Below are 24408 nucleotides of genomic sequence, written 5' to 3'. Positions count from 1 at the left end.
GTTCCAGGTTGAATGCTTAGACACACTCATCCCAGCAGGGCCACGGGCCCTTTTTTCAGCTACGACACGGAATCATTTCCCCACGAACCACGAAGAGCCACTTTGCCGGAGTCTTTATGGGGGAGACCAAATGCTTGAATTGAAACGCATCTACTGGACGCGCCAATTACTCCGGTTGGCCATGGCTGCTTTGACGGTGTGGATCTTCGCCGCTGCCATCCTGTCGTTCGTGGCGCGTTCCGGGAATGTGGCTGCGGGCCGACGGCCCAATGCAGTGACTGCCATTTTTACAGAGATGTTCGACGGCGTGCTGGCGGCCAGCGCGCTTACTGGCGTCCTCGCCGTCGTCCTGATAATCGTGGCCGTCGTCATCCAGGCCAGGGACGTGAAGCGCCGCGACCCGGTCCGGCGCTTCAGCCGGCAGCAGCGCCGCGAAGGCATGGCCCGGGCAGCCGGTCAGTGCGAGATGGAGGCGGGCTTCCGCCGTCGTTGTTCCCGGCCCGCAGAACACGGCGACCATTTCTACCCGTGGTCCAAGGGCGGATCCACCAGCCTGCAGAACTTCGTCGCCGCGTGCAGCCGATGCAACCGCGCGAAAGGCGCGCAGATCCCTTCGCCGGCCCAACAGGAAAGACTCGAACGACGACGGCGAGACTACGTCGCGCTCGACGGTGCAGTCAGCGTCGGCGAACGGCTGCCGCTCCCCTAGCCATTCCTGCGGTCGTGCGCCCTCTCTCGGCGCACGTTGCGAGTTACCCCGACTCTTCCTCCACAGAAAAATGTCGGCGGTGCCCTTTAGAGTGAACCCAGGACGCGACTCGGACCACCACGAGGACCCAATGGACTACTACGCAATCAACGCCCTGCGTGAGAACCACTCAGGCTGGTCCCTGCTCCGCGCCCAGAACGCGCCTCTCGCAGTCTCGTTTTTCATGGCGGCGTTCACCGGGCCCAACCAGCGGAACCTGGGGCGCCAGCAGCTCATCGACGGCCTGGATGACCTTCTCTTCGGGCTGCGGGATGCCTATGGGGAGGACAGGTTCCCGCGGCCGGCATCAGAGTACCTCGACGACTGGGCCGCCCCCGAAAAAGCCTGGCTGCGGAAGTACTACGTGCCCGGCCAGGATGAACCCCGCTACGACCTCACTCCCGTCGCGGAGGACGTGGTGCGCTGGGTGGAGAACCTGCGCGGCCGCGACTTCGTGGCCACGCAGTCCCGGCTCACCAGCATCTTCGCCGTCCTCAAACAGCTGGTGCAGCAGTCAGAGACGGATCCCGAGGTGCGGCTTGCCGAACTGCAGCGCCAGCGCGACGGCATCGACGCCGAAATGGAGCGCATCCGCGGCGGCAACATCCGGGTCATGACCGCACCCGAGGCCCTCGACCACTTCCAGCAGCTCACCGCTCTGGCCAAGGACCTCCTCTCCGACTTCCGCGAGGTCGAACAGAACTTCCGGAAGCTGGACCGGCAGGTGCGGGAACAGATCGCCACCTGGGACGGCAGCCAGGGCGAGCTGCTCGCGACGATCTTCGCCAACCAGCAGGACATCAGCAGCTCGCTGCAGGGCCGCACTTTCCAGGGCTTCTGGGATTATCTGATGTCGCCGCAGTCCCGCAAAGAACTCCAGGATCTGCTGGAGCGGGCCACCCGGATCGAGGCGCTGTCCGGGATGGACAACCTCCACGCCGTCACCAACCTCCATCAGGACTGGCTTCCCGCCGTCGAGCAGACCCAGGCCACGGTCCGCCAGCTCTCCCAGCAGATGCGCCGCCTCCTCGATGACAAGGTATTCCTGGAGAACAAGCGCATCATGCAGCTGATCCGGAGCATCGAGTCCGGCGCTCTCGGCACCCGCGCAGAGCCGCCGTCGGGCGTTTTCATGGACGTTGCCGCCCCGTCCGTGGACGTCGCCCTGCCCTTTGAACGGCCCATGTATGAACCGAGCCAGCGGGTGATGGTGGATGACGAAGTGGTCGCCGCCGACGACTCGGGCATGGACGCCGGTGCGCTCTTCAACCAGTTCCATGTGGACCGTGAGCGGCTCCAGGCCAACATCGACGCCGTCCTGGCCAGCGCGGAACAGGCCACCCTCGCGGAGATCACCGGCGCGTATCCGCTCTCGCAGGGCCTGGCGGAAGTGGTGGCCTATTACCAGCTCGCCACCGAATCGGAATGGGCGGACATCAACCCGGAGGTCACCCAGCAGGTGTCCTGGCAGCTCCCGGACGGCACAGTCCGCGAAGCCACCGTCGAACAGATCATCTTTGGAAGGCCCGCATGAACCCCGCCGAAGCACCGGAGACCCGCACGCCCGAGGAGCTTCCCGCCGTCGTGACCCGTCTCTTCAAAGGCGTGGTGTACGCCGAAACGGATGAAAAGATCTGGCAATCGCTGCTCGGACTGGCCAGCCATGTCCGGGACTACGTGGCCGTGCTGGGCCTGGACCTGATCCTCGACGAATCCGAGGGCTACGCCTTCCTGAAGTCCCGCGAGGATCCCGACGGCACACTCCCGCGGCTCATCCCCCGGCGCCAGCTCACCTTCGATGTCAGCCTGCTGCTGGCATTGTTGCGCGGCCGGATGCTGGAGTTCGACACCAACAGCAGCGAGCTGCGCCTCATCATGACCGAGCAGGACATCGCGGACATGGTGTCGGTCTTCTTGCCCGAATCCAGCAACGAGGCCCGCATCCTGGACCGGCTCAGCGCCAACATCAAGAAGGTGGTGGAGCTCGGCTTCCTGCGGAGATTGCGTAACCAGCCGGGCACCTATGAGGTGGCCCGCATCCTCAAGGCCTACGTGGACGCGCAATGGCTGGAGGAGTTCGACGCGCGGCTGGCGGACTACCGGGCCACGCTCACCAAAGAACCGCTCGCCGCGGCACGGGGCGCCGCACCGCTGGCCACCGAAACGGAGTCACCATGAGCACCGAGCTGCAGGACAGCCTCTTCAGCTTCGACAACCGGGCGCCCGAGCCGGCAGGCGGTGCGGCTGCAGAAAAGACGGACGACGCCGGCACTCCCCCGGGATTCCGGCTGCACCGCCTGGAACTGCTCAATTGGGGGACGTTCCACCAGGGCGTCCGCACGTTCCGGCTGGACGGCGCCAACAGCCTCCTCACCGGCGACATCGGGTCGGGGAAGTCCACCGTGGTGGATGCCATCACCACGCTGCTGTTGCCTGCCCACCGCATCGACTACAACAAGGCCGCGGGTGCGCAGAAGAAGGAACGCAGCCTGATGTCCTATGTCCGGGGCTTCCACAAGAGCACGCGCAGCACCGGGGGTGAGCACTCCAAGCCGGTGGCGCTGCGCGGAACGGGCGCACTCACGGTGGTGCTCGGCGTCTTCCACAACGCGGTGCTGGACAAGTCGGTCACCCTGGCGGTCACGCTCTGGGCCACGCAGGAGGCGGGCCAGCCCAACCGGTTCTACTCCCTCGCCGAGGCGGACCAGTCCATCGCGGCGGACTTCGCCAACTTCGGCCAGGACCCGGCCAAGCTGAAAAAGAAGCTCCGCACGGCCGGTGTCACCGTCCATGATGCCTTCGAGCCCTACGGCGCAGCGTTCAAACGGCAGTTCGGCATCAGCGGGAACCAGGCAATGGAGCTGTTCCACCGCACGGTGTCCATGAAGCAGGTGGAAAACATCACCTCGTTCGTGCGCACCAACATGCTCGAGGAGGACGACGTTGCCGCCCGGATCAGCAACCTCATCCACCACTTCGACGACCTGAAGAAAGCCCACGACGCCGTGCTGCGGGCCAAGGACCAGATCACGCTGCTGACGCCCATCAGGGACGGCGCCGCGCAGCACACCAGGCTGAGCCGCGAGGACGAGCTGTCCCGGTCGCAGCGGGACCAGCTGCATCCGTGGTTCACGGACCGGCGGCTGAAGCTGAGCCTTGAGCACCAGGCGGAGCTGGAGGGCACCGGTGTGCGGCTCCGGGAGGACGGCGACGCGCTGTCCGCCGAGATTGCGCGGCTGCGGGAGGAACTCGCCGTCGTCAAGGATGACATCCGCACCAACGGCGGCGGCCGGCTTGCCGCGATCGATGCCGACATCACCCGCCTGGCCCAGGAGTCCCGCGCCCAGCGTGCCCGCTTCGAGAACTACACGACGGCGGCTGCTGACCTGGGCCTGCAGGTCCCCGAAGACCGGGTTCTCTTCGACGCCAACCGGGCCCGGCTGGCCGAGGTAGAAACGGAGCTCCGGTCCCGGCACGGCGGGCTGCAGGAGGACCGCACCGGCCTGACGGTCGAGCGCACCGCGCTCAGCGAGCGCGCTGCTGAACTCGCGGCAGAGCTGACCAGCCTGCAGTCCCGCCCCAACCTGCTGCCGCGCCCCCAACTGGAGCTCCGCCGTCGTCTGTCTGAGGGCACCGGGGTACCGGAAAATGCCCTGCCCTACGCCGGTGAACTGCTGCGGGTCCGCGACGGCGAAGCCGCCTGGGAAGGGGCCGCGGAACGGACCCTGCACGGGTTTGCCCTCTCCCTGCTGGTCCCCTCCGAGCATTACCGGGCCGTGAGTAGCTGGGTGGACGGCAACAACCTCCGCGGACGGCTGGTCTACCTCAAAGTGGGCGACTCGTACTCTCCTGCGGCCCCTGAACCGGGCACGCTCGCGGCGAAGATCGCCATCAAGCAGGGCACGCCGTTCCGGAGCTTCCTGCTGGATGAGCTCAGCAACAGGTTTGACTACTTCTGCTGCGACAACCTGGAGGACTTCCGCCGCTACCCCAAGGCGCTCACCGTCAACGGCCAGCTCAAGGGCGGCCGCGGCCGGCACGAGAAGGATGACCGCCGTGACCTGGCCGACCGGCGCAACTACGTTCTCGGCTGGGACAACCAGGACAAGGTCACCCGCTTCCTCACCGAACAGGACGAGGTCCGCGGCCAGCTGCAGGGCATCACCGCGCGGCTCCGCAAAGTGGACGACGCCCTGGGCTCCCTGGGCCGGGAAAACCAGCAGCTCGGCACGGTGCGCTCAGTGGCGGACTTCGCCGAGATCAGCTGGCAGCTCACTGCCCGCCGGATCGAGGATCTGAAGAAGGAGAAGGCCGGGCTCGAGGCCGCCAGCGACGTCCTGCAGGAGCTGGCCGCCAAGGAGGCTGCCGTGATTGCCGAGCTGCGGCGTCTCGAAGAGAAGGCGGACAAACTCCAGCGCCGGATCGGCGCCAACGAGGAAGCGGCCAAGGAGATCGCCGCGGCGATTGACGAGTGCGTCAGCGTGCTGCGTGAGCAGCCGCTGACGGACGACGGCGGCGTGCTGGCCGCCGTCGACAAGCTCGCCGCAGAGGCGCTCGGGGACAAGGCACTCACGTACAAGAACACCGCCGCAGTGGAAAGCACCGTCCGCGCCGGGCTGACGGACGTGATCGACGCGCTGGTGAAGCGGATTGCCCGGACCGCAGAGAACACGGTCCGGCTGATGGCCGATTTCCGGAACAAGTACCCGAACGAGACCACCGAAATCGATGCCGCCCTCGGCGCTGCCGGGGACTTCAACCGGATGCTCCAGCAGCTGGAGGACAACGATCTTCCCCGCTTCGAGGCCCGCTTCAAGGAGTCGCTGAACCAGAACACCATCCATGAGGTGGTGGCGTTCAACGCGTTCCTGGACAGCCGCCGGCAGGACATCGTGAACCGGATCGGGGAAATCAACCTGTCCCTCGCCGGCATCGAGTACAACACCGGCCGCCACATCCAGCTGGAGCACCAGAACACCACGGACCTGGACGTCCGGCAGTTCGGCATCGACCTGCGGGCCTGCTCAGAGGGGACCATCGGGGACGAGGACCAGTATTCCGAGCAGAAGTACCTGCAGGTGGAGCGGCTCATCGAGCGGTTCCGGGGCCGGGACGGCTACACCACCCTGGACGAACGGTGGACCGCCAAGGTCACGGACGTGCGGAACTGGTTCACCTTCTCCGCATCGGAGAAGTGGACCGAGACCGGCGAGGAGTTCGAGCATTTCACCGACTCGGGCGGCAAGTCGGGCGGGCAGAAGGAGAAGCTGGCCTACACCATCCTCGCGGCGGCGCTGGCGTTCCAGTTCGGCCTGGGCTCAGGGCGGGGTGCCGGCAAGAACGCGGGCAGCGGGCGCAGCTTCCGGTTCGTGGTGATTGACGAGGCGTTCGGCCGCGGATCCGACGAGTCGGCGCGCTATGGCCTGGAGCTGTTCCAGCGGATGAAACTGCAGCTGCTGATCGTTACGCCGTTGCAGAAAATCCACGTGATCGAGCCCTTTGTCTCGCACGTGGGATTCGTAGCGAACACCAACGGCGACGACTCACAGCTGCGCAACATGACCATCCAGGAGTACCGGGACGAACGGGACAGGCGTGCCGGCTGAGTCATCGCCGTGGACCACGCTGGCAATGCTCCGGGCTCAGTCGTTGAAGGCCTGGAACAGCGGATCGCTGCTGCGGGAGCTGCTGGAACCGTCCGGCGTCTATCCGCGGCGTCGATCTTTGAAGCGACCGACGGCGGCTGAACTACTCAAGGACTATGCGGCCGCTCAGGCGTGGGCCACCCAACTCGTCGCAGGCGCTGGCAAGTATTCGCTGGAAACAGCCGAAGTGGGGCGCACGACGATCGGGTCGAACCGGATTCCGTCGGCGGCTGTATTTGCTTCGGTCGAAGATGAGATGGCCTTTGTCAGCAAGACCCGGGACGCGGTCCGGTTCCGCGAGCTTGCTGCAGGGCTGTGCGATCTGGACCCGGCGCTACGCCGCTGGGCGCTGAAGCGTCCGCAGCAGCTGCTAGGCCTGGGCGAGGCGGCGCTGACGGCAGCCAGGGTGGCGCTCTGGCTCCGCGACCATCCTGCACCGGGCATCTACGTGCGGCAGCTCAGCCTTCCCGGGGTGCACACGAAATTCATCGAGGGTCACCGGAGGGTCATCGACGAGATGGCGGCGGTGCTGGCGGCTGGAGGGGCCGGGTCTGAGCCGGCGGAGGCAAGGGCGCCTGAGGATGACGGCGGCGTGGTCGAAGTCGAGGCCGCTGATGATGCATCGGAATCAGCGGAGGCTCCCTCGGTGCCGGAGGCTGGCGATGCGGTGCTGGGGAACGGCTCGGCACGCACTCCGGCAGCCCGCTTCGCGGCGCGGCACGGATTCCTGCATCCGCCCGAGCTCGTGCGGTTTCGGCTCTTGGATGCAGACAGGCCACTACTCGGTGAAGGGCGGGACATCACGGTCACGGCGGAGGCTTTCAGTTTGCTCCGTTTGCCTGTTCAGACTGTCATCGTCACCGAGAACCTCGTCAACTTTCTGGCCCTGCCCGAGCGGCCTGGCACTTTGGCGCTCTTCGGTGCCGGGTATGGTTTCTCGGCCCTGCGGGACGCAGCCTGGCTTCAGGACTGCGAGGTCCTGTACTGGGGCGACCTGGACACCCACGGCTTCCACATCCTCGACCAGCTGCGGGCAGCGCATCCTCACGTGACGAGCGTCCTCATGGATGAGGCCACGCTGATGGCGCACCGGGACGTCTGGGGTAGTGAACCGAAGCAATCCCGGGCAGAGCTGGCCAGGCTTTCCGCGGAGGAGTCCGAACTGTACGAAGCTTTTCGCAATGACACCTACGGACCAGCAGTCCGCCTCGAACAGGAACTGATCCGCTGGGACTGGGCTCTCGACCGACTCCTCCCTGGTGGTTGAGCCTGTCGAAACCCGTTGCTACGATTGCTACGGAGGCAGTCATGACAACAATCCCGCATCGCGAGCTCCGCAATCAGAGCAGCAAGATCCTCGAGCGCGTGAAGAACGGCGAGACCATCGACGTCACCAACAACGGCGAGGTGGCGGCTACTCTGATACCCCCTGCTGCCTCCCCTTTCGAGCGGCTGCTCCTCTCGGGAAGCGTGAGGCGGGCGGCCTTGGGACCCGTCGATTTCCGGATCCTGCCTCGCGTGAAAAGTGATGCCGACAGCGCAGAAATCCTGTCCGACCTGCGCGGCGACCGTTGATCATCTACGTAGACACATCAGCTGCACTCAAACTCGTCGTCGAGGAAACCGAGTCCACTGCGTTGGCCGAGCATCTCTCAACGGCGGCGCAAGGAGGCAACCACTTGGTCGCCTCCATGCTCTTATATACCGAACTTCACTGCGCCGGAAAGCGCCGCGCCCTGCCGGCCGAACTAATCAATACGGTGCTGGGTGGAATCAACCTGGTCGATCTGGCCCGTTCGGATCTCCTCTACGCCGCAGCAATGCCCGGGAGGCTGCGCAGCGCCGACGCCATACACTTGGCGACTGCGATCCGCCTAGAGACGGACGTGCTGATTGCCTACGACGTCGAACTGGTCACCGCAGCGACTGATGCCGGACTGAGCACACTTTCCCCGGGCGTAACGCGGTAGCACCCTCCCCACGAAGCCTTGGGCTCCGCACCCGCCGCCCCGCAGACAACGTCAGTCCCGAGCTTTAGAACGAGCATTCACAAGCGAGCGTTTTCCCGGTCCCGTGCCGGCGGCCCCAGCAGCCGCCGGGCACAGGTCCCTAGGAGCCGGGCCCGGTTACATCTTGGGGAAAGGGACCGAACCCGGCTGTCCCGCATTGACGCCTCGCGACAATCTCAGGTGCAGGACTGGCTCCACTCTCACTCGGGCAGCTTGGGAAAACCCGGGACCCGCGCCCTTCGTTGGGGGCCTCGCACAGTGAGGATCTGCAAGAGCTCGGCATAGAGCGGCGCCGCCACCTGTTTACCCCACGCTGGGCCCGTTCCTTGGAAACGAGACACCTAAGGAGCCACCGCTCCCCCGAGGCGGCGACGAGGCGCATTTCCCGCACCCGCACCGCCCGGCCGTGCTGAACACTCTGGCTCCAACACGCTGACCGGGAACGGATCGGCCAGCGCGTCGCGAGCTACAAGGCAGCCGCGTTATCCAAGGTGCCGGGCGAAGAACCGCAGCGCATTGTCGGTTTCGAACGCGGGGATTCCCCCATGGTCGCCGGGGTTGGCGTGCAGCGTCTTGTCTGTCGAGCCCAGGGCGTCGAACAGCGCCAAGGCATGGTCCCTGGGCACCCGCGTATCGTCCCATTGGAGCAGGAACTGCACCGGCACAGTGACGCGGGCGGCGGTCTCGGCCAGCCCGTGCGCGCCGAGCAGGCCCAGCACCGCGGCGCGGACCCGGGGTTCGGCGGCGAGTAGCGGCATACCGAGCCCGCAGCCCATCGACACACCCAGATAGCCGACCGGGCCGGCGCCTACGTGGTCAAGCTTCTGGACCTCGGTCAGAACGGCCTGCCAGTCGGCGACGGCCTGCCCGGCCAGCAGGTCGTGCATGGCCGCGACCAGCTCAGTCGGATCGTTTCCGGCGGCCATGCGGGTCCGCATGTCGCCCGCGAACTGGATGAACTGTTCGTCTTTCGGCCGGTCGCCGTGGTTAGGGGCATCGATTGCGGCGACGGCGAAACCGCCCTCTGCGGCGAACCGGTGCGCGTTGGCCAGGACGCCGGGGGCCTTCTTGTGCTGGCCGCCGCCGTGTCCCATGAGGATCAGCGGGCGAGGGCCGGTGGCGCCTTCCGGCGTGAACAGCACGCCGGGGATCTCGCCAAGGGTGAAGGATTGTTCGGTGACGCCGTCGGTCGACGTCTGGGAGGTCAAGCTGAAGTGCATGGCGTTTCCAAGCCTTTCGAGGGTGCCTGCGCGGGCGCTCCCTAGACCATGCACGGGAGGGAGGCTCGACCTGTCATCACAGTGTTGATCGGTCTCACCTCCTCCAGTCGTAGAGCTGCACGGCTCCGCTGAAAATATCACACAGACCTTGCCGCGCAAACGTTGCCTGACGCGGCACTCGCATCCGAGCCGGTGTGGCCGTTTAGAGACACCGTGAATGTGCGGTGCATGGTCACTCCTTGGTCAGATCGACGTCGGTGAACTCGACGGTCGTGCCCTTAGCCAGGGCGGGTGTTTCGGACTCCTCGCCGTGGCGGTTGAATGCCGGGACACCGAGGGTGGCACGCAGTGTGTAGGTCCCGGCCTCGGGCACGGTGAAGTTGTTGGCGTAGTGGTAGAAGGTCGAGTAGTAGAAGTTTAGCTTCAGCTCTTGCACGACCTTGTCTTGGGCATCGACCACTTCTAGGGTGATCGGCACGTTGGGGACGATCCGGCCGGTCGAGGTTTCGGTCGGAATGATCTCGATGTGATGGGTCTCGCCAGCCTTTGGCGCACGGAAATGCGCACCGTGTGCGTCGAACCATGGTTCGGCAGCCTCGGTGATCAGGTTGACGGTCCATTCCCCGGACTCGACTGTTTTGCCCTTTTCGGCAACCTCATTGGCGAGCACCTCGTACTGCTTCTGAACGCCAGCCGGGACGGCGAACCCATCGTCCTTTACGGCGGCTTGTGCGCCACATCCGGTGAGTGCAGCGAGGGCAAGCGGGGCGGTCAGGGCGGCCAGGGTGGCACGAAGCATCGTAAGTCCTTTAGTTAGGGGAGCCTTATTTACGTGAACCTTACTCAGTTTTTATCCATCACCGCAATGTGACCTCAGCCACCGTACGGTGCGGTTCTGGCAGATGGGAATCCAGGTGAGGCGTCCGTTACGTCATAGTTTGCTTAGGCTTACCTAAGCCCTATAGTGGGGAGGCGTAATTACGTAAGCAAACTCTTGCGTAATTTGCCCGCACTCTTGAACGGCCCACCCCACCCCGTTCTCCTAGGAGGTGGCTTAGTCGCCTCCGCGGCGCTTCCCGCCACTGTTAGAAAGCCCGCCTTCCGACCATTCAAGCCCGCCGCCCCTGTCAAAAAAACCCTGACCTAATCGCGCAGTTCCTGAAAGACCAACATGAACGGATTCCCGGGACCGATGCACGCCGCCTCGGTCCACCCCTCGCATCGAGCTCGCCCCAGGCAAAGAAAATCAGCCGTCGTATGTGCCCTGCCGGTCGACTGTGACGCATCGAGCGATCAGAAACGAGCAGTGGCATGAGAACTGAGTTGCTGCAGCCGGCAGGGGGCGGACCGCCGGCAGCAGCGGCACCCCGCCTGCCGTTGAATCGGCGTGTCCGGACGCTGCTGCTCGGCTTCCTGTGCACTGCCGGGTGGCTGACCGCCGCAGTGATCGGCCACCACGTGGACTTCGGGCCGGAACTTCACCGGATCGGCCTGGCCGTTCACGTCCTCGCCCTGGTGCTATCTTTCGGGGCGATACTGGTTATCGACTGGATCGGGTTCCTTTGGCTCCTCGGCAAGAGGGAGATCCACGAATCCGGTCGCCTGGAGTCAGCGGCCAAGCCGCTGATCTGGGGAGGGCTGTCCCTGCTACTGATTTCCGGTGCCTTCATCCACCCGGATCTGGGCAACCCCGTCACGCTTGTGAAGCTGGCCTGTGTCCTAGTGCTCATGCTCAATGGTCTGAGCATAGGGCCAGCCATGCACCAGCTGCTGGCCCTGCCTCCGCAGACGCGCTTCGGCGAGGTCGCCCGCAGGCTTAGGAACCGACTGCTGATGGCCCTTTCCGTCTCACAAGTCTGCTGGTGGACGGCCGTGCTGATCGGGCTCGTGAACAGCACACTCCGACGTTGGGTCGGCGCCTGACCCGCGCCCAACAACGGGGGGATGGCCCGTCGCCATGCCCGCCCGCGCGAGCCAAAGACACAACCACGGGATCACCGGCTGTGTTGGCCGCGCAGGCGCCGCCAACAGCGCCGCGAAGGCATGGCCCAGGCAGCCGGCCAGTGCGAGATGGAGGCGGGCTTCCGCCGTCGTTGTTCCCGGCCCGCAGAGCACGGCGACCTTTTCTACCCGTGGTCCAAGGGCGGATCCACCAGCCTGCAGAACTTCGTCGCCGCGTGCAGCAGATGCAACCGCGCGAAAGGCGCGCAGATCCCTTCGCCGGCCCCACAGGAAAGACTCGAACGACGACGGCGGACGTACGTCCCGCTCGACGGTGCAGTCAGCGTCGGCGAACGGCAGCCGCTCCCGTAAGCCTGGCGTCAGGCGTCCGGTTCGGCAGGACCGTCGGGTTCTCATCAACGGGAACGTAGTCACCGTGGCGGTGGACGATCTTCCATTCCCCGGCTTCGCGGCGGTAGACGTGGGTGACGCGGAGCTTCGTGGACTGGGGCGGACCGCCGTCGACCGACAGGTCCGCACGTTCGAAGCCGACAGTGTAGGCAAGATCCCCGCTGGCTCCGGCCGCAACAAGTTCAAAACTGTAGGCGGTGCAGTGGGAGAACCGCGAGGCAACCCAGCGGACGGTCCTGCTGACCGTGTCCCACCCCGTATCGGACATGCCCATGGCTCCGAACAATGTGACCGGGTCGGCGACATTCTCGGCTCCACGTCCGTTGTGGAGCGCCGTTTCTGCCGATATGTGGCGGTCCAGCATGGCAGTGAGGAAATCCTCGAGCTCTCCCATGTCCGTCTCCTTCGCCGGTCCACAGAGTCATCGCCTATTAGGGAAGCAAGGCGCTGCCGCCAGACTGGCAGTTCCCAGGTACGGCGTCAACGGTGGCATTTTGCGGGAGCGTTCGCCTCGAACAGGAGCTGATCCGCTGGGACTGGGCCGTAGAACGCCTCCACCCGGCCGCTGGTTGAGTTTGTCGAACCCAAGCCCGCCGGTTGCCAGATTCAGTCGCCGTTGTAACGGGCAAGTGCTTCCATGTAGACAGCGGCAGTTTCATGGTCGCCCCTATCGGTGTATTTGGCGATGATGTTCGCTAAGTCGCGTTTAATGGCCCAATGCGCGTCATACGGTTCACGGGGACGGGGAACGTAATCGTTCATGATTTGCCACTGCCTTGCGCCTCTTCACGCTCCAGCAGATAGCGCAGAAATGCGGCCTGGTTGTCGATTTCCCGCTGTTTGCGCGGGGAAACCCAGTCCAGCAGATCTTTGTCGTCAGCCATGATGTTCACTCCTTCCAGGTATGAATTGATGCTCACCCCGTTCAGGAAAGATCCGCGAAAGTTTCAGGCAAGATAGGCGAAGGTCTTGTCGGCGGCAGCTTTGGCCCTGCCGAACACGACATTGAGCCTGCACTTTTCCTCAGTGGAGGCGTCGCCTCTGCATCGATCCGTAGGGCTTGTCCAACAAACAAGTCACACTTGTCGTAGGCTGGATTTCCCCGAAGAACAAAGCGAGGCAAAACGTGCACGAGGACGCCGCCAGGTTCCTGTCCCAGCCGGTGGAGGCCCGGCCCGGCTCACCGCTCCGGGTTGCGGTCTACTCGCGGATCGCCGAGGCCATCCGCAACAACCTGCTGACACCCGGCTCGATGCTCCCCACCGAAACCGAGCTCGGCGCGGACATGAAGGTCAGCCGCACCGTGGTCCGCGAAGCGCTCATGCTGCTCGAGGAGGACGGCCTCATCCGGGCCCGCCGCGGCGTCGGCCGGTTCGTCTCCGACACCCTCCCCCGCATCGGCATCGAACGGATCCGGCCCTTCGAGGAAGTCCTCGGCGGCCCCGGGCAGCACATCGAGATCAAACGCGTCCAGCGGGAGCGGCAGCCCGCCTCCGAGTTCGTCGCCCCCGGCGTCGGCGTCGAGCCCGGCGCCGACTGCTGGCTCTGGGAATCGGTCCTGATCCGCGACGGCGAGGCCATCGCCCACCTGCAGGAGAACATCTCCGCGGGGCCGGTCAGCTTCGGCAGCGGTGCCGCTGCTGCCGCCCCGTTGGAGCTCGACGACGACGGCGGCACCACGCTGCTCGCGGCGCTCTACAAACGCGGTGGCCGGGTACTGGGCCCGGGCGAATGCCAGATCGGCCTGAGCCAGGTGGGACCCAGCCGGGCCAAGCTCTTGGACCTGAGGGCATCGGATCCGGTCCTCGTGCTGACGCAGTACGTCAGGCACGCGAACCGGCCCTTCTACCTGGCCAAATGCCTCATCCCGGACCGCGCCGGGCACCTCTCAGTGATGCAGTCCCTCCAGTCCTAGGCCGGCGGGTGGGGCGGAGCTTGGGCTGCTCTCGCCCGCATGACCGGCCCGGGCCCCGGCCGGTCATGCGGGCGCAGGCCGGTCATGCGGTAGGGCTAGGGGCAGCTACCACCGACAGCCCTGCATGCGTTCACCCGGCCGGAAGCCCAGTTGGTGCCGGTGCCGAGAATCTTGTCGGCGGTTGATTCGATTTTTGTGCGGACTGTTTTGTTTTCGGTGTCGGCAGGTGATGAGCTCCAGACGAGCGCGGCAACGCCGGCGACAACAGGTGAGGCCATTGAGGTACCGCTGGCAATGTCATAACCCATGGACCGGCCGTTCTGCGTACCCAGGACGAAGGGGTGGTTCGGGAAGGTCGAGTAAACATTGACACCCGGCGCCGCGACATCCACCCACTTGCCGTAGGTTGAGAAGGATGCCTTGGCATCGTTGTTGTCGGTTGCAGCCACGGCAATAACGTTGGGATACGCACCCGGATAGATCTTGGCCTGGGTACCGGCGTTGCCGGCCGCGGCAACGATCACTACTCCCTTATTCCAGGCGTCATTGACGGCGGCTTCGAGCGTGCGTGAGGAGACGCGCTGTCCAAGGCTCATATTGATGACCTTTGCACCGTTGCTGGCGGCCCAGCTGATGCCGTTTGCAATGACTGAACTGGAGCCTGCCCCGGCGTCATTGAGCACTTTGACGTCCAGGATGCTGCAGTCCGGGCACACACCGGCAACACCAATCTTGTTGTTGGCCTTGGCGGCAACGATGCCGGCGACGTGGGTGCCGTGGCCGTACTTATCCTCAGGGTTTGCTTTGGGATCCTCTTTGGTGTCCGCACTGACGAAGTTCGCGTATCCAACAACCTGCGGTGCGATGTCGTCGTGGACGTTTGCCACACCCGTATCGAGGATGGCCACCTTGGTGGCGCCGACGTTGGGGACGTTTACGTTGGGGACGTTCCACGCTTCAACGGCGTCCACATCGGCATCCGCTGTGCCGTCGGCCGCTACCAGCGTGCCGGCGGTGCTGGTGAGGGACTGACCAGTATTCTGCAGGGCGTACTGTTGCGGGAAGTACTGGTCATCGGTAGTGGCAGTAACCACCTCATCCGGCTCGGCGTACTCAACGGCCGGGTTCCGGCTTAAGGCTTCGATGAGCTGCAACTCTTTGCCGGAAGGTACCTTGATGAGTTGAGCGCCGGTGCTGCCGATACTGGGGCCCTGGCTGAGGCCATGCTGGCGCAGTACGCCCGCTGCCGCGCCTTTGTCGCGGAAGTTCACCATGATTTGCCCCGAAATGTGTGATGACTGGGTCGCCGCATTGCCCGGGGTCACTGCGTTGCTTGGGGCTGCCAACGTGATTGCGCCGCAGCCTATGGCTACCGCCGCGAAGCTAGCTATAACGATTCTTTTCATGGGGAGTATCTTGCTTCAATCTGCACCGGCTAGATAGTGTCTGCCGGAAAGTTACCCCCGGGTTTTCATCGAGAGCAGTGGCATATCCGAGGCAACGGCCGATGTGCCCGCGCGCAGAGCGCCCGCACTCGTGCGGGCGCTCCGCCGTCATTTACTGCTAAAGGCACCTGGGCTGGTAGGCCGGATCAGCGGGACCGGACGCCTTACCCAGCGCGTGGGCCACAATCTGGTGCACCACGGGGTCGTTCGGCGTCTGGTCATGTTCGAAGACGTCGGCCGGGCACTTGTCCTGGATGGTGATGTTGGTGACCTGCCGGGCCGGGCCGTCGATGAACTGACTGTTGTAGGGGATGACCACTTCGTCGTGAACCGTGGAAATGACGGTGTAGGAGGGGCCTGCCACAGTGTCCCCGATGGAGTTGAGCTTCTGCATGAAAGCCGACCCTGCCTGCTGGTCGGCGCAGGCGGCACAGCCCAGGCCGGTGTAGTTCGGATCCGGGACAAGGCCCGGCGTCGGGACAATCACACCTTCGGTGCCGTGGTTGGAGGGTGCGATACCAATGAGCTGATGGACATACTTGGCGCCGCCCAGAAAGCCCATGTAGTAGCGGGGCATCATGCCGCCCTGGCTGTGACCCACGAGGTCCACCTTCTTGGCGCCGGTGGCGGCACGCACTGCGTCCACGAAAGGGCCAAGTTCCTGCGCCGATTTGGCCACCGGCGCGGTGGCATACACGCCGTTTGTCTCGCCGTAGTTGAGTGCGAAGACGCAGTACCCGGCGCTCTTGAGGTAGGGCGAAAGCGTGGACCAGTTCTTTTCCATGCTCTCGAACGTGCCCGGCACCAGAATCACCGGATTGGGATGCTCGGCCGTTGGTTTGCAGGACCAGTCGTTGGCTCCCGGCGGGGAAATCTCAACGACGCCGGCTTGGGCCGGCGCCACGGCCAGAGAGCCGGCAAGGATGGCAATGGCGGTAACGGAAAGGGCTCTGGTGAGCAGCGACATGAAAACCTCTTTGTTCGTGTGTCAGCGGGGTCGGGGCCAGGAGTGAACCCTTGTTCTGCGTGTCAATCAGGCTTGGCCCGGGTACTCAATGTATGCAGCCCGAAGTCCGACGCGGCCATGGGTTTGCACAGATGTGCGTGAATGACGGCTGCGTGGCGAGCTCCCATCCCGCACGGAAATCCGCCCTCGTTTTCCCCATAGTTACTGGTCAGTAGCTTGTATCCGCAGGGCATGGACAGCAGAAACCGCCGGACGGGCCTGCACAAACGTTCATTGCCGGGATGGCAAAGAAAGCAAGTCAGGGAACGTCGGATGTTGCTGCCGAGGAATTCTCCGGCGAGACGAGGAACCCATGGAGCAGCGAGGCCGTGCCCTGCAGGTGATCCAGGGCAGCCCGATAGGCGCCGTCCGCATCGCCGCGGAGTATGGCGTCGATGATTTCCTGATGCTGCCGGTTGGAATGCTCAAGGTTGGGCTCCAAGAACGGGATGCGGTCCAGAAGGTCACTCACCCTTGCACGCGCGTCTGCAACGGCGGCAACCAGGCTTGGCGATCCGCTCACCTCTGCAATGGCCACGTGGAACCTCGCATCCTTCGGCCTGTACAGTTCCGCGGGTGCCCCTGCCACATCGGCGAGGGTGTCCAGCAGATGGCGCCTCTGCCCGGGAGACAGCATGGCCTGCGCGGCCAGCGATGCTGCGGCCGGTTCCAGCACGGCGCGGTAGGTTAGGACGTCATTGACCTCCGCAGGGTCCAGGCCTGCAGCACCCCTCAACTCCCCCAGCCTTCGTGCCGATACGTAGGTTCCGCCGGACCTGCCGCGGCGGACTTCCACATAGCCGGCCTTTTGGAGCTCCGCCAGGGCGTCGCGCAGCGTTGCCCTGGACACGCCCAGCAATTCCGAGAGCTCCCGCTCTGCAGGCAACTTGTCACCCACGCCGAAAAGCCCCAGCTTGATGTTCTGGAGCAGCCGTTCGATGGTTTCCTCAAAGGCGTTCCCGTGCCGGACCGGCCGTATGAGCCTCGTGGGGACCCCAAGCAATGCCTCTTCCATGACTCCATCCTAGCGCGGTCTAATAACAGGCCTATGATTCACCCGGATTTAGGCGGAAGCCTGGCCAATTTTGGTGAAATTCGGGATGATCCTTGACTCTTTGCGGTGATGTGCACCACACTGGCAAAGGACTTTTGGACTAATTACAGACCATTAAGACCCTTGAAAGAAGGGAAATCCCATGTCATTACGTCCCTCGGAGCAGCCCGTCAACGACGACGAAGGCTACCTCCATCACCGTCAACTCAAACGTGGAGCGGCTGGGTGGGTCCTGCTGGCGGGGCTCGGTGTCGCCTATGTCATCTCCGGAGACTTCGCCGGCTGGAACCTGGGCCTGGCCCAGGGCGGCTGGGGCGGCCTCCTCATCGCATTCATTCTGATGGGCATCATGTACACGTGCATGGTGTTCGGTCTGGCCGAACTGTCCTCCGCACTGCCAACCACCGGCGCCGGTTACGGTTTCGCACGCAGGGCGCTTGGCCCGCTGGGCGGCTTTGCCACCGGGATGGCCGTGCTGATCGAATACGCTGTTGCACCCGCCGCCATCGCCACCTTCATCGGCGGCTATGTCGAAGCCTTGGGGCTGTTCGGCCTCACCAACTCCTGGCCGGTCTACCTTGTAACCTTCGCTGTCTTCGTCGGAATCCATCTCCGCGGAGTCGGCGAGGCACTGAAACTGATCTTTGCGATCACCACAATAGCCGTCGTTGCTTTGGCGGCAGTGGTCATCGGCCTGGTACCGCACTTCAACGCGGCAAACCTCTTCGATGTAGTGCCGGACGGTTCCCCGACGTCCAGCGCCTTCCTTCCCATGGGCATCGGCGGTGTTGTGGGGGCCCTCGTATACGGCATCTGGTTCTTCCTCGCAGTCGAAGGCGTTCCACTGGCAGCGGAAGAAACCGCCGACCCCAAGAAGGACATGCCCCGCGGCATCATCGTCGCTCTCCTGGTGCTGGTGATCTTCGGAGCCCTGATGCTCGTCCTGGTTCCCGGCGCAGCCGGATCCGAGGCAATGGGCGCCTCAAACAACCCCCTCCCCGAAGCGATCCGCCTGGCCTACGGGGGCAATACGATCCTCGCCGACTTTGTGAACTATGCAGGACTGGCAGGGCTGGTGGCCAGTTTCTTCTCCATCATCTATGCCTACTCCCGGCAGCTCTTCGCCCTTTCCCGCGCAGGATACCTTCCCAAGTGGTTGTCATTGACGGGTAAGAGGCGTACGCCGTATTGGGCGCTCATCGTCCCCGGCACCCTCGGATTCGTCCTTGCTGCCGCCACGGGCAACGGTGCCCTGCTCATCAATATCGCGGTTTTCGGAGCCACCGTCTCGTACGTGCTGCTAAACCTTTCGCACATAGTCCTGCGGGTAAAGGAACCCGATCTTCCCCGGGGATACCGGACCCCTGGGGGCGCCGTCACAACAACCATCGCCCTGCTCCTGGCTGCTGTTGCCGTCGTTGCCACCTTCGTGGTCGATGTACTGGCGGCGTCCATCACCGCCGCCGTGTTCGCCGCTGCGCTCCTTTACTACTGGTTCTACAGCCGCCACAGGATCGTGGCAGGTGCACCCGAAGAAGAATTTGCACAGCTCGCGGCGGCCGAAGCCGAACTCAGCAACTGAAACACGCTCGCCGGCACAACACGGCGGAGAGCACGAATCACGTCCAACACCCCGATCGAAGTTATGGAAATCAAATGACCAATGAAATCGCAGGGAAAGACTCCCAGGCAAAGCTGACTGTCGAGGAGCTGAAGCAGAAGGTTGCCTCGGGTGAAATCGACACGGTGGTCGTAGCCATCACCGACTCGCTGGGCCGGCTGCAGGGCAAGCGCTGCGGCGCGAGGTCCTTCCTGGAGGATGTCCTTGGACATGGCGCCGAAGGCTGCAACTACCTCCTTTCCGTCGACGTGGAAATGAACACCGTCGATGGATACGCGATGTCGTCATGGGCAAACGGCTACGGGGACATGGTCATGCGGCCCGACGTCAGCACGCTCCGGCTGGTGCCATGGCTGGAGGGCACGGCGATGGTCCAGTGCGACATCCTCTGGCTTGATGGCCGCCCCGTCACCCAGTCGCCGCGGCAGATCCTTCGTGCCCAGATCGAACGCCTCGAGGCCCTCGGATACCGTGCCCACATCGGCACGGAACTTGAGTTCATCATGTTCGACGACAGCTACGAGCAAGCATGGGACAAGCAGTATGTGGGACTGAAGCCGTCCACCCGCTACAACGTCGACTACTCCCTGCTTGCGACGGCCGGCCTCGAACCGGTCATCCGCGACATCCGCAACAGCATGGAAAGCGCCGGACTCGTGGTCGAATCCTCAAAGGGTGAGTGCAACTACGGCCAGCAGGAAATCACCTTCAGGTACGCCGAAGCGCTCCGCGCGTGCGACGGCCACGCGTTCTACAAGAACGGTGCCAAGGAGATCGCGGGAAAGCACGGAAAAAGCATCACGTTCATGGCCAAGTACAACGAGCGGGAAGGCAGTTCATGCCATATCCACTTCAGCCTGACGGACCTGGACGGCAATCCGGTGCTTGCAGGTGACGGTGAGCATGGCTTCAGCCCCCTGATGGAGCATTTCGTCGCGGGCCAGCTGGCAGCCATGAAGGAACTCTCGTACTTCCTGGCGCCAAACATCAACTCGTACAAGCGCTTCGTCGAGGGCAGCTTCGCACCAACCGCCATCGCGTGGGGCCTGGACAACCGCAGTTGTGCACTGCGCATCGTTGGGCGCGGCGCCAGCCTCCGCGTGGAAAACCGTGTGGGCGGCGGTGACGTCAACCCTTATCTGGCCGCGGCAGCACTTATTGCGGCAGCTATTCACGGCATCGAGAACGAGTTGCCCCTTGAGCCCGTCACGGCCGGGAATGCCTACGAGTCCACTGCCGACCGGATCCCGACGACGCTTCGTGACTCGCGTGCACTGCTCGTCAACAGCGAAATCGCCCGCAAGTCCTTCGGCGACGAAGTGGTGGACCACTATGTGCACGCCGCCGACGTCGAACTCAAAGCATTCGACAGTGCAGTCACAGATTGGGAGCACAAGCGTGGCTTTGAACGTCTCTGATTCCTACCGACCGAGAATCGGCCTCACCACCTACTACCAAGGGGCCTCCTGGGGAGTTTGGAAGGCCGATGCGGCCATTTTGCCCGGAACCTATGTACAGGCAGTGGTCGCTGCCGGCGGCACACCTGTCCTGCTGCCGCCGGTAGGCACCGACCCCACCATCGTTGACCTCCTGGACGGGCTCATTGTCGCGGGCGGCAGCGACGTTGGCCCGGAGCAGTACGGTGCGGAGCCTCATGAACTGACCCGCTCCCAACCGGGGAGGGACACCCACGACATCGCCCTGACCAGGGCAGCGCTGGCCACTGGGCTTCCGCTGTTTTCCATCTGCCGCGGCGCCCAGATCCTCAACGTCGCACTCGGAGGATCCCTGATCCAACATATTCCGGACGTCAATCCGGGCGCAGCCCACTACCAGCCGGCGCCTGGAGTGTTTGGCAATGTCGAATTCACCACCAAGCCCGGCAGCATCAGCGAAGGCCTGCTCGGGCCGCGGGCCAGCGCCCCCTGCTACCACCACCAGGCCATGGACCGGATCGCGGATGGACTGTGTGTGACGGCGGCAGCGCAGGACGGAACCGTACAGGCACTCGAGACGACAGCAGGGGGATGGGTGCTGGGAGTGCAGTACCACCCCGAACAGAACCCGGAGGACCTGCGTCTTTTCAGGGGATTTATTGAAGCAGCCCGCAACTACCGCAAAGAACGAACGGAGAATCTAGTCGATGTCCACCAGCACGTTTGACGTCCTGAACCCGGCCACGGAAGAGATCATTGAAACGGTCCCGCTCGCCACACTGGAAGAAACGGACCGGGCAATCGAAAAGGCCGCCGTGGCCTTTGAAACGTGGCGCAACGTCTCACCCGCCGACCGGGCACTGCTGCTGCGCCGCTTCGCCGCTGCAGTAGACGCCGACCTTGAGAACCTCGCCCAACTCGAAGTGATCAACGCCGGTCACACCATCGGAAACGCACGCTGGGAGGCAGGAAACGTCCGGGACGTCCTCGCGTACTATTCCGGCGCCCCGGAACGCCACACAGGCCAGCAGATCCCTGTTGCCGGAGGCGTCAATGTCACCTTCAACGAACCCTTGGGTGTTGTGGGGGTCATCGTCCCGTGGAACTTCCCGATGCCCATTGCCGCGTGGGGATTTGCTCCGGCGCTTGCAGCGGGCAACACCGTCGTCCTCAAGCCTGCCGAGCTGACGCCGTTGACCGCCCTGCGCCTCGGGCAGCTTGCCCGGGAAACCGGACTGCCCGACGGTGTGCTCCAGATCATTCCCGGTAAGGGATCCGTCGTCGGAGAACGCTTCGTCACACACCCGGCTGTGCGCAAGGTGGTTTTCACCGGTTCAACGGGCGTCGGCAAGCGGATCATGGCAGGTTGCGCTGAGCAGGTTAAGCCGGTGACCCTGGAACTGGGCGGCAAGAGCGCGAATATTATCTTCGCTGACGCAGATCTGGAGGCGGCCGCCGCAGCAGCCCCGGGTGCGGCCTTTGATAATGCGGGCCAGGACTGCTGCTCCCGGTCCCGCATCCTGGTTCAGCACGATGTGTTCGAAAGGTTCCTCGAACTGCTTGAACCTGCAGTCAAAGCGCTGAAAGTCGGGGACCCCCGCGACGAGGACGTGTTCATGGGGCCGCTGATTTCCGCCGCGCAACACCGCACCGTGACAGGCTTCGTGCCTGATGGAGCGCCCGTCGCATTCCGCGGATCGGCGCCCGAAGGCAAGGGGTTCTGGTTCCCGCCCACCGTCCTGACTCCGTCCCGCGAGGACCGGGTGATGCAGGAGGAGATCTTTGGCCCGGTCGTGGCAGTAGTCCCCTTCACGGACGAAGCTGACGCGCTCCACCTGGCCAACGACACCATCTACGGCCTGTCCGGCTCCATCTGGACCAGGGACATCGGACGGGCCCTGCGCGTTGCCCGCGGACTGGAATCCGGAAACCTCTCCGTCAACTCGCATTCATCCGTCAGGTACTCCACGCCGTTTGGCGGATTTAAGCAGTCAGGCCTGGGCCGTGAGCTGGGACCTGACGCCCTCAACGCCTTCACCGAAACCAAGAACGTTTTCATCTCCACCACCGCCTGAACACAAGACGAGGAAAAGCAAAATGATTGAAGTCATCTCCAACCGACTCAAAGGCCGCAGCGCAGTCATCACCGGAGGCGCAAGCGGAATCGGCCTGGCAACTGCACGTCGGTTCGCCGCCGAAGGAGCCCACGTTGTTATCGCCGATCTCGATCCGACTGCCGGGCAGCGTGCCGCTGAAGAGGTCGACGGACTGTTCGTCAAGGTCGATGTCACCAGCGAAGAAGAGGTCAAGAACCTCTACGCCGTGACCAACGAAACCTACGGAAGCGTCGACATCTCGTTCAACAATGCCGGAATCTCCCCGGCGGACGACGCCTCCATCATCGATACGGGAATCGACGCATGGCGGAGGGTGCAGGAAGTGAACCTCACCTCCGTGTTCTACTGCTGCAAGTATGCCCTGCCATACATGCAGGCGCAGGGCAAAGGGTCCATCATCAACACGGCATCCTTTGTCGCCGTAATGGGCGCTGCCACTTCCCAGATCTCCTACAGCGCCTCCAAGGGCGGCGTCCTGTCGATGAGCCGCGAACTGGGTGTCGAGTTCGCCCGCCAGGGCATCCGGGTGAATGCCCTGTGCCCTGGCCCCGTCAACACGCCACTGCTGAAAGAGCTCTTTGCCAAGGACCCCGAGAAGGCCGCCCGCCGGCTCGTCCATGTTCCCCTCGGCAGGTTCGCCGAACCTGAGGAGTTGGCCGCTGCCGTGGCCTTCCTTGCCAGCGATGATGCGTCATTCATCACCGCCTCCACCTTCCTCGTCGACGGCGGCATTGCCGGAGCCTACGTGACCCCCGAGTAAGCAGCGAGTTCACGCTGAGGGCCACGGTGGGCGTGGCCCTCAGCGTTTTAATGGAGCACCGGTCCCGCGGTCAGGCGACCGCCGCACGCACGGCAACTCCCGCCGTCGTGCTCTGATCAAGCGACAGCAGCACCTCCACCAGGTGCGGCGCGAAGTCGCCGTCGAGCGCCAGCACCACCCGGCAGCGGGCGCCCGGCTGCGCCGGATAGTCCAGGTAGAGTCCGCGGAGGTCGCAGACGGTCTGGCCGCGTCCGGGACCGTCGGTAGTGTCGACGTCGACACGCACCAGCGGGGCAACGGCGGCTTTAACGCCGCCCACCGCGAGCGCCGCGGCGAGGGGGTCGTGCATGGCGGAGCAGGCCCGGCCGAAGATGCCCTCGTAGAACCGGAAATAGTAGCTGAGCATCTCCCCCAGCGCCTGCGGAACCGGGTGGCCTGCCGCCAGCAGCTCCTGCCGGTGGCTTTCCTCCAGCACGTTGGACATGGTCACATCCAGCGGCACCAGGGTGACGTTCCAGTCGGCGGCGAAGACGTCCGCGGCGGCCTCGGGGTCGTTGGCGATGTTCGCCTCCGCCACCGCAGTGATGTTTCCGGGAGCCAGCGCGGCCCCGCCCATGATGGTGATCTCCTCCACCAGCCGGGGAAGCTCCGGATCCAGCCGCAGGGCCTCGGCGATGTTGGTGAGCGGGCCGATGGCGAGGACCCGCAGCGTGCCGGGGTGTTCGTGGGCGAGCCGCACGAGCATCTCCGCCGCGGATTCCGGCGCCAGTACGGCGGCGGCCGCGTCCAGCGAGACCTCGCCGATGCCGTTGGCGCCGTGGACGTGCGGCGCCCCGCCGTGGAACGTGCCGGCTTGGGGGTCGTGGGCTCCAAGAGCGACGGGGATGTGCGCGTGCCCGGCGAGCTGGAGCAGGTCCAGGGTGTTGCGGGCGCCGACGGCGGCACTGACGTTGCCGCTGACGGTGCCGATCCCCCGGACATCCGCCTGCGGGGAGGCGAGCAGGTAGGCCAGGGCGAGGGCGTCGTCGATGCCGGTGTCGCAGTCGAGGTAGAACGGGTGGCTGGTGGGCGTGGTCATTG

General features: G+C 64.5%; 24 protein-coding genes. 15 read left to right on the top strand and 9 right to left on the bottom strand.

Annotated elements, in window-relative coordinates; translation table 11 throughout:
- Positions 1 to 130 precede the first annotated feature (130 nt).
- The 7 genes from ASG92_RS15685 (at position 131) to ASG92_RS15655 (ending at position 8363) form a co-directional block, all read left to right on the top strand.
- Entirely contained in the window at positions 131 to 709 is a 579-nt protein-coding gene (locus ASG92_RS15685; protein ID WP_056630119.1) for an HNH endonuclease signature motif containing protein, read from the top strand.
- 130 nt (positions 710 to 839) lie between these two features.
- On the top strand, positions 840 to 2282 hold the full coding sequence (locus tag ASG92_RS15680) for a DUF3375 domain-containing protein (RefSeq protein ID WP_056630117.1): 1443 nt from the start codon (positions 840 to 842) through the stop codon (positions 2280 to 2282).
- Positions 2279 to 2926: a DUF4194 domain-containing protein gene (locus tag ASG92_RS15675; RefSeq protein ID WP_056630114.1), complete on the top strand. Its 648-nt coding sequence runs from the start codon at positions 2279 to 2281 to the stop codon at positions 2924 to 2926. The genes ASG92_RS15680 and ASG92_RS15675 overlap by 4 nt, the downstream gene beginning before the upstream one ends.
- Complete coding sequence (locus ASG92_RS15670) at positions 2923 to 6354, top strand: ATP-binding protein (protein WP_082579535.1); 3432 nt, start codon at positions 2923 to 2925, stop codon at positions 6352 to 6354. The genes ASG92_RS15675 and ASG92_RS15670 overlap by 4 nt, the downstream gene beginning before the upstream one ends.
- Positions 6344 to 7660 (top strand): DUF3322 and DUF2220 domain-containing protein, encoded by a 1317-nt coding sequence (locus ASG92_RS15665; protein ID WP_056630112.1) that lies wholly within the window; start codon positions 6344 to 6346, stop codon positions 7658 to 7660. The genes ASG92_RS15670 and ASG92_RS15665 overlap by 11 nt, the downstream gene beginning before the upstream one ends.
- Positions 7661 to 7701: 41 nt before the next feature.
- A complete protein-coding gene (locus ASG92_RS15660) occupies positions 7702 to 7968 on the top strand; it encodes a type II toxin-antitoxin system prevent-host-death family antitoxin (protein WP_056630110.1) in 267 nt (88 codons plus the stop codon).
- The gene (locus ASG92_RS15655; RefSeq protein WP_056630107.1) at positions 7965 to 8363 is read left to right on the top strand and encodes a type II toxin-antitoxin system VapC family toxin; all 399 of its coding nucleotides are present in this window, start codon (positions 7965 to 7967) and stop codon (positions 8361 to 8363) included. Before ASG92_RS15660 ends, ASG92_RS15655 begins: the two co-directional genes overlap by 4 nt.
- Positions 8364 to 8884: 521 nt before the next feature.
- On the opposite strand, the gene ASG92_RS15650 is transcribed toward ASG92_RS15655, so the two are convergent.
- On the bottom strand, positions 8885 to 9622 hold the full coding sequence (locus tag ASG92_RS15650) for a dienelactone hydrolase family protein (RefSeq protein WP_056630104.1): 738 nt from the start codon (positions 9620 to 9622) through the stop codon (positions 8885 to 8887).
- Between the two features lie 232 nt (positions 9623 to 9854).
- Positions 9855 to 10421, bottom strand: a complete 567-nt coding sequence (locus ASG92_RS15645) for an iron transporter (RefSeq protein WP_056630103.1) — start codon at positions 10419 to 10421, stop codon at positions 9855 to 9857.
- 512 nt (positions 10422 to 10933) lie between these two features.
- Between ASG92_RS15645 and ASG92_RS15640 the strand changes: the two genes are divergently transcribed.
- Together ASG92_RS15640 and ASG92_RS30305 are read left to right on the top strand one after the other, a co-directional pair.
- On the top strand, positions 10934 to 11545 hold the full coding sequence (locus tag ASG92_RS15640; protein WP_240987156.1) for a hypothetical protein: 612 nt from the start codon (positions 10934 to 10936) through the stop codon (positions 11543 to 11545).
- A gap of 21 nt (positions 11546 to 11566) precedes the next feature.
- The gene (locus tag ASG92_RS30305) at positions 11567 to 11935 is read left to right on the top strand and encodes an HNH endonuclease signature motif containing protein (RefSeq protein WP_082579534.1); all 369 of its coding nucleotides are present in this window, start codon (positions 11567 to 11569) and stop codon (positions 11933 to 11935) included.
- Here ASG92_RS30305 and ASG92_RS15635 read toward each other — a convergent pair.
- The 3 genes from ASG92_RS15635 to ASG92_RS30300 form a co-directional block, all read right to left on the bottom strand.
- The gene (locus tag ASG92_RS15635) at positions 11904 to 12368 is read right to left on the bottom strand and encodes a nuclear transport factor 2 family protein (RefSeq protein WP_056630099.1); all 465 of its coding nucleotides are present in this window, start codon (positions 12366 to 12368) and stop codon (positions 11904 to 11906) included. The two genes, ASG92_RS30305 and ASG92_RS15635, sit on opposite strands and share 32 nt — an antisense overlap.
- Before the next feature lie 212 nt (positions 12369 to 12580).
- Positions 12581 to 12736: a hypothetical protein gene (locus tag ASG92_RS28360; protein ID WP_157372242.1), complete on the bottom strand. Its 156-nt coding sequence runs from the start codon at positions 12734 to 12736 to the stop codon at positions 12581 to 12583.
- A complete protein-coding gene (locus ASG92_RS30300) occupies positions 12733 to 12858 on the bottom strand; it encodes a hypothetical protein (protein ID WP_277309404.1) in 126 nt (41 codons plus the stop codon). The genes ASG92_RS28360 and ASG92_RS30300 overlap by 4 nt, the downstream gene beginning before the upstream one ends.
- A 242-nt stretch (positions 12859 to 13100) precedes the next feature.
- Between ASG92_RS30300 and ASG92_RS15630 the strand changes: the two genes are divergently transcribed.
- A complete protein-coding gene (locus tag ASG92_RS15630; RefSeq protein WP_056630096.1) occupies positions 13101 to 13889 on the top strand; it encodes a GntR family transcriptional regulator in 789 nt (262 codons plus the stop codon).
- Between the two features lie 95 nt (positions 13890 to 13984).
- Here the strand turns inward: ASG92_RS15630 and ASG92_RS15625 are convergent, their stop codons facing one another.
- From ASG92_RS15625 to ASG92_RS15615, 3 genes are all read right to left on the bottom strand, one after another.
- Positions 13985 to 15295: a S8 family serine peptidase gene (locus ASG92_RS15625; protein ID WP_056630094.1), complete on the bottom strand. Its 1311-nt coding sequence runs from the start codon at positions 15293 to 15295 to the stop codon at positions 13985 to 13987.
- A gap of 157 nt (positions 15296 to 15452) precedes the next feature.
- The gene (locus tag ASG92_RS15620) at positions 15453 to 16301 is read right to left on the bottom strand and encodes an alpha/beta fold hydrolase (protein WP_056630092.1); all 849 of its coding nucleotides are present in this window, start codon (positions 16299 to 16301) and stop codon (positions 15453 to 15455) included.
- A gap of 298 nt (positions 16302 to 16599) precedes the next feature.
- Complete coding sequence (locus tag ASG92_RS15615) at positions 16600 to 17355, bottom strand: FCD domain-containing protein (protein ID WP_056630089.1); 756 nt, start codon at positions 17353 to 17355, stop codon at positions 16600 to 16602.
- A gap of 181 nt (positions 17356 to 17536) precedes the next feature.
- Here ASG92_RS15615 and eat point away from each other — a divergent pair, with 181 nt between their 5' ends.
- The 5 genes from eat to ASG92_RS15590 all read left to right on the top strand — a co-directional run bounded on the left by eat (position 17537) and on the right by ASG92_RS15590 (position 23328).
- The gene (gene eat, locus ASG92_RS15610) at positions 17537 to 18976 is read left to right on the top strand and encodes an ethanolamine permease (RefSeq protein WP_056630086.1); all 1440 of its coding nucleotides are present in this window, start codon (positions 17537 to 17539) and stop codon (positions 18974 to 18976) included.
- Between the two features lie 74 nt (positions 18977 to 19050).
- Complete coding sequence (locus tag ASG92_RS15605) at positions 19051 to 20433, top strand: glutamine synthetase family protein (protein WP_056630084.1); 1383 nt, start codon at positions 19051 to 19053, stop codon at positions 20431 to 20433.
- The gene (locus ASG92_RS15600) at positions 20414 to 21178 is read left to right on the top strand and encodes a gamma-glutamyl-gamma-aminobutyrate hydrolase family protein (protein WP_056630080.1); all 765 of its coding nucleotides are present in this window, start codon (positions 20414 to 20416) and stop codon (positions 21176 to 21178) included. Before ASG92_RS15605 ends, ASG92_RS15600 begins: the two co-directional genes overlap by 20 nt.
- The gene (locus ASG92_RS15595) at positions 21159 to 22526 is read left to right on the top strand and encodes an aldehyde dehydrogenase family protein (RefSeq protein ID WP_056630078.1); all 1368 of its coding nucleotides are present in this window, start codon (positions 21159 to 21161) and stop codon (positions 22524 to 22526) included. Before ASG92_RS15600 ends, ASG92_RS15595 begins: the two co-directional genes overlap by 20 nt.
- 34 nt (positions 22527 to 22560) lie before the next feature.
- A complete protein-coding gene (locus ASG92_RS15590; RefSeq protein ID WP_200951990.1) occupies positions 22561 to 23328 on the top strand; it encodes a 3-oxoacyl-ACP reductase in 768 nt (255 codons plus the stop codon).
- Positions 23329 to 23398: 70 nt separating this feature from the next.
- Here ASG92_RS15590 and ASG92_RS15585 read toward each other — a convergent pair whose 3' ends face one another.
- Positions 23399 to 24406, bottom strand: a complete 1008-nt coding sequence (locus ASG92_RS15585; protein ID WP_056630072.1) for a nucleoside hydrolase — start codon at positions 24404 to 24406, stop codon at positions 23399 to 23401.
- Between the last annotated feature and the right edge of the window lie 2 nt (positions 24407 to 24408).

Source organism: Arthrobacter sp. Soil736, from assembly GCF_001428005.1.
In the GTDB taxonomy this organism is placed as follows: Bacteria; Actinomycetota; Actinomycetes; order Actinomycetales; family Micrococcaceae; genus Arthrobacter.
The sequence above is the reverse complement of the archived record's forward strand: the minus strand, read 5'-3'. Positions and strand labels throughout refer to the sequence as shown.

Excerpts from the sequence above, each read along its gene's own strand:
- ASG92_RS15685 (WP_056630119.1), top strand. The coding sequence starts at position 131 with ATGCTTGAATTGAAACGCATCTACTGGACGCGCCAATTACTCCGGTTG.
- ASG92_RS15680 (WP_056630117.1), top strand. The coding sequence starts at position 840 with ATGGACTACTACGCAATCAACGCCCTGCGTGAGAACCACTCAGGCTGG.
- ASG92_RS15675 (WP_056630114.1), top strand. The coding sequence starts at position 2,279 with ATGAACCCCGCCGAAGCACCGGAGACCCGCACGCCCGAGGAGCTTCCC.
- ASG92_RS15670 (WP_082579535.1), top strand. The coding sequence starts at position 2,923 with ATGAGCACCGAGCTGCAGGACAGCCTCTTCAGCTTCGACAACCGGGCG.
- ASG92_RS15660 (WP_056630110.1), top strand. The coding sequence starts at position 7,702 with ATGACAACAATCCCGCATCGCGAGCTCCGCAATCAGAGCAGCAAGATC.
- ASG92_RS15650 (WP_056630104.1), bottom strand. The coding sequence starts at position 9,622 with ATGCACTTCAGCTTGACCTCCCAGACGTCGACCGACGGCGTCACCGAA.
- ASG92_RS15645 (WP_056630103.1), bottom strand. The coding sequence starts at position 10,421 with ATGCTTCGTGCCACCCTGGCCGCCCTGACCGCCCCGCTTGCCCTCGCT.
- ASG92_RS15640 (WP_240987156.1), top strand. The coding sequence starts at position 10,934 with ATGAGAACTGAGTTGCTGCAGCCGGCAGGGGGCGGACCGCCGGCAGCA.
- ASG92_RS30305 (WP_082579534.1), top strand. The coding sequence starts at position 11,567 with ATGGCCCGTCGCCATGCCCGCCCGCGCGAGCCAAAGACACAACCACGG.
- ASG92_RS15635 (WP_056630099.1), bottom strand. The coding sequence starts at position 12,368 with ATGGGAGAGCTCGAGGATTTCCTCACTGCCATGCTGGACCGCCACATA.
- ASG92_RS28360 (WP_157372242.1), bottom strand. The coding sequence starts at position 12,736 with ATGAACGATTACGTTCCCCGTCCCCGTGAACCGTATGACGCGCATTGG.
- ASG92_RS30300 (WP_277309404.1), bottom strand. The coding sequence starts at position 12,858 with ATGGCTGACGACAAAGATCTGCTGGACTGGGTTTCCCCGCGCAAACAG.
- ASG92_RS15625 (WP_056630094.1), bottom strand. The coding sequence starts at position 15,295 with ATGAAAAGAATCGTTATAGCTAGCTTCGCGGCGGTAGCCATAGGCTGC.
- ASG92_RS15620 (WP_056630092.1), bottom strand. The coding sequence starts at position 16,301 with ATGTCGCTGCTCACCAGAGCCCTTTCCGTTACCGCCATTGCCATCCTT.
- ASG92_RS15615 (WP_056630089.1), bottom strand. The coding sequence starts at position 17,355 with ATGGAAGAGGCATTGCTTGGGGTCCCCACGAGGCTCATACGGCCGGTC.
- eat (WP_056630086.1), top strand. The coding sequence starts at position 17,537 with ATGTCATTACGTCCCTCGGAGCAGCCCGTCAACGACGACGAAGGCTAC.
- ASG92_RS15605 (WP_056630084.1), top strand. The coding sequence starts at position 19,051 with ATGACCAATGAAATCGCAGGGAAAGACTCCCAGGCAAAGCTGACTGTC.
- ASG92_RS15595 (WP_056630078.1), top strand. The coding sequence starts at position 21,159 with ATGTCCACCAGCACGTTTGACGTCCTGAACCCGGCCACGGAAGAGATC.
- ASG92_RS15585 (WP_056630072.1), bottom strand. The coding sequence starts at position 24,406 with ATGACCACGCCCACCAGCCACCCGTTCTACCTCGACTGCGACACCGGC.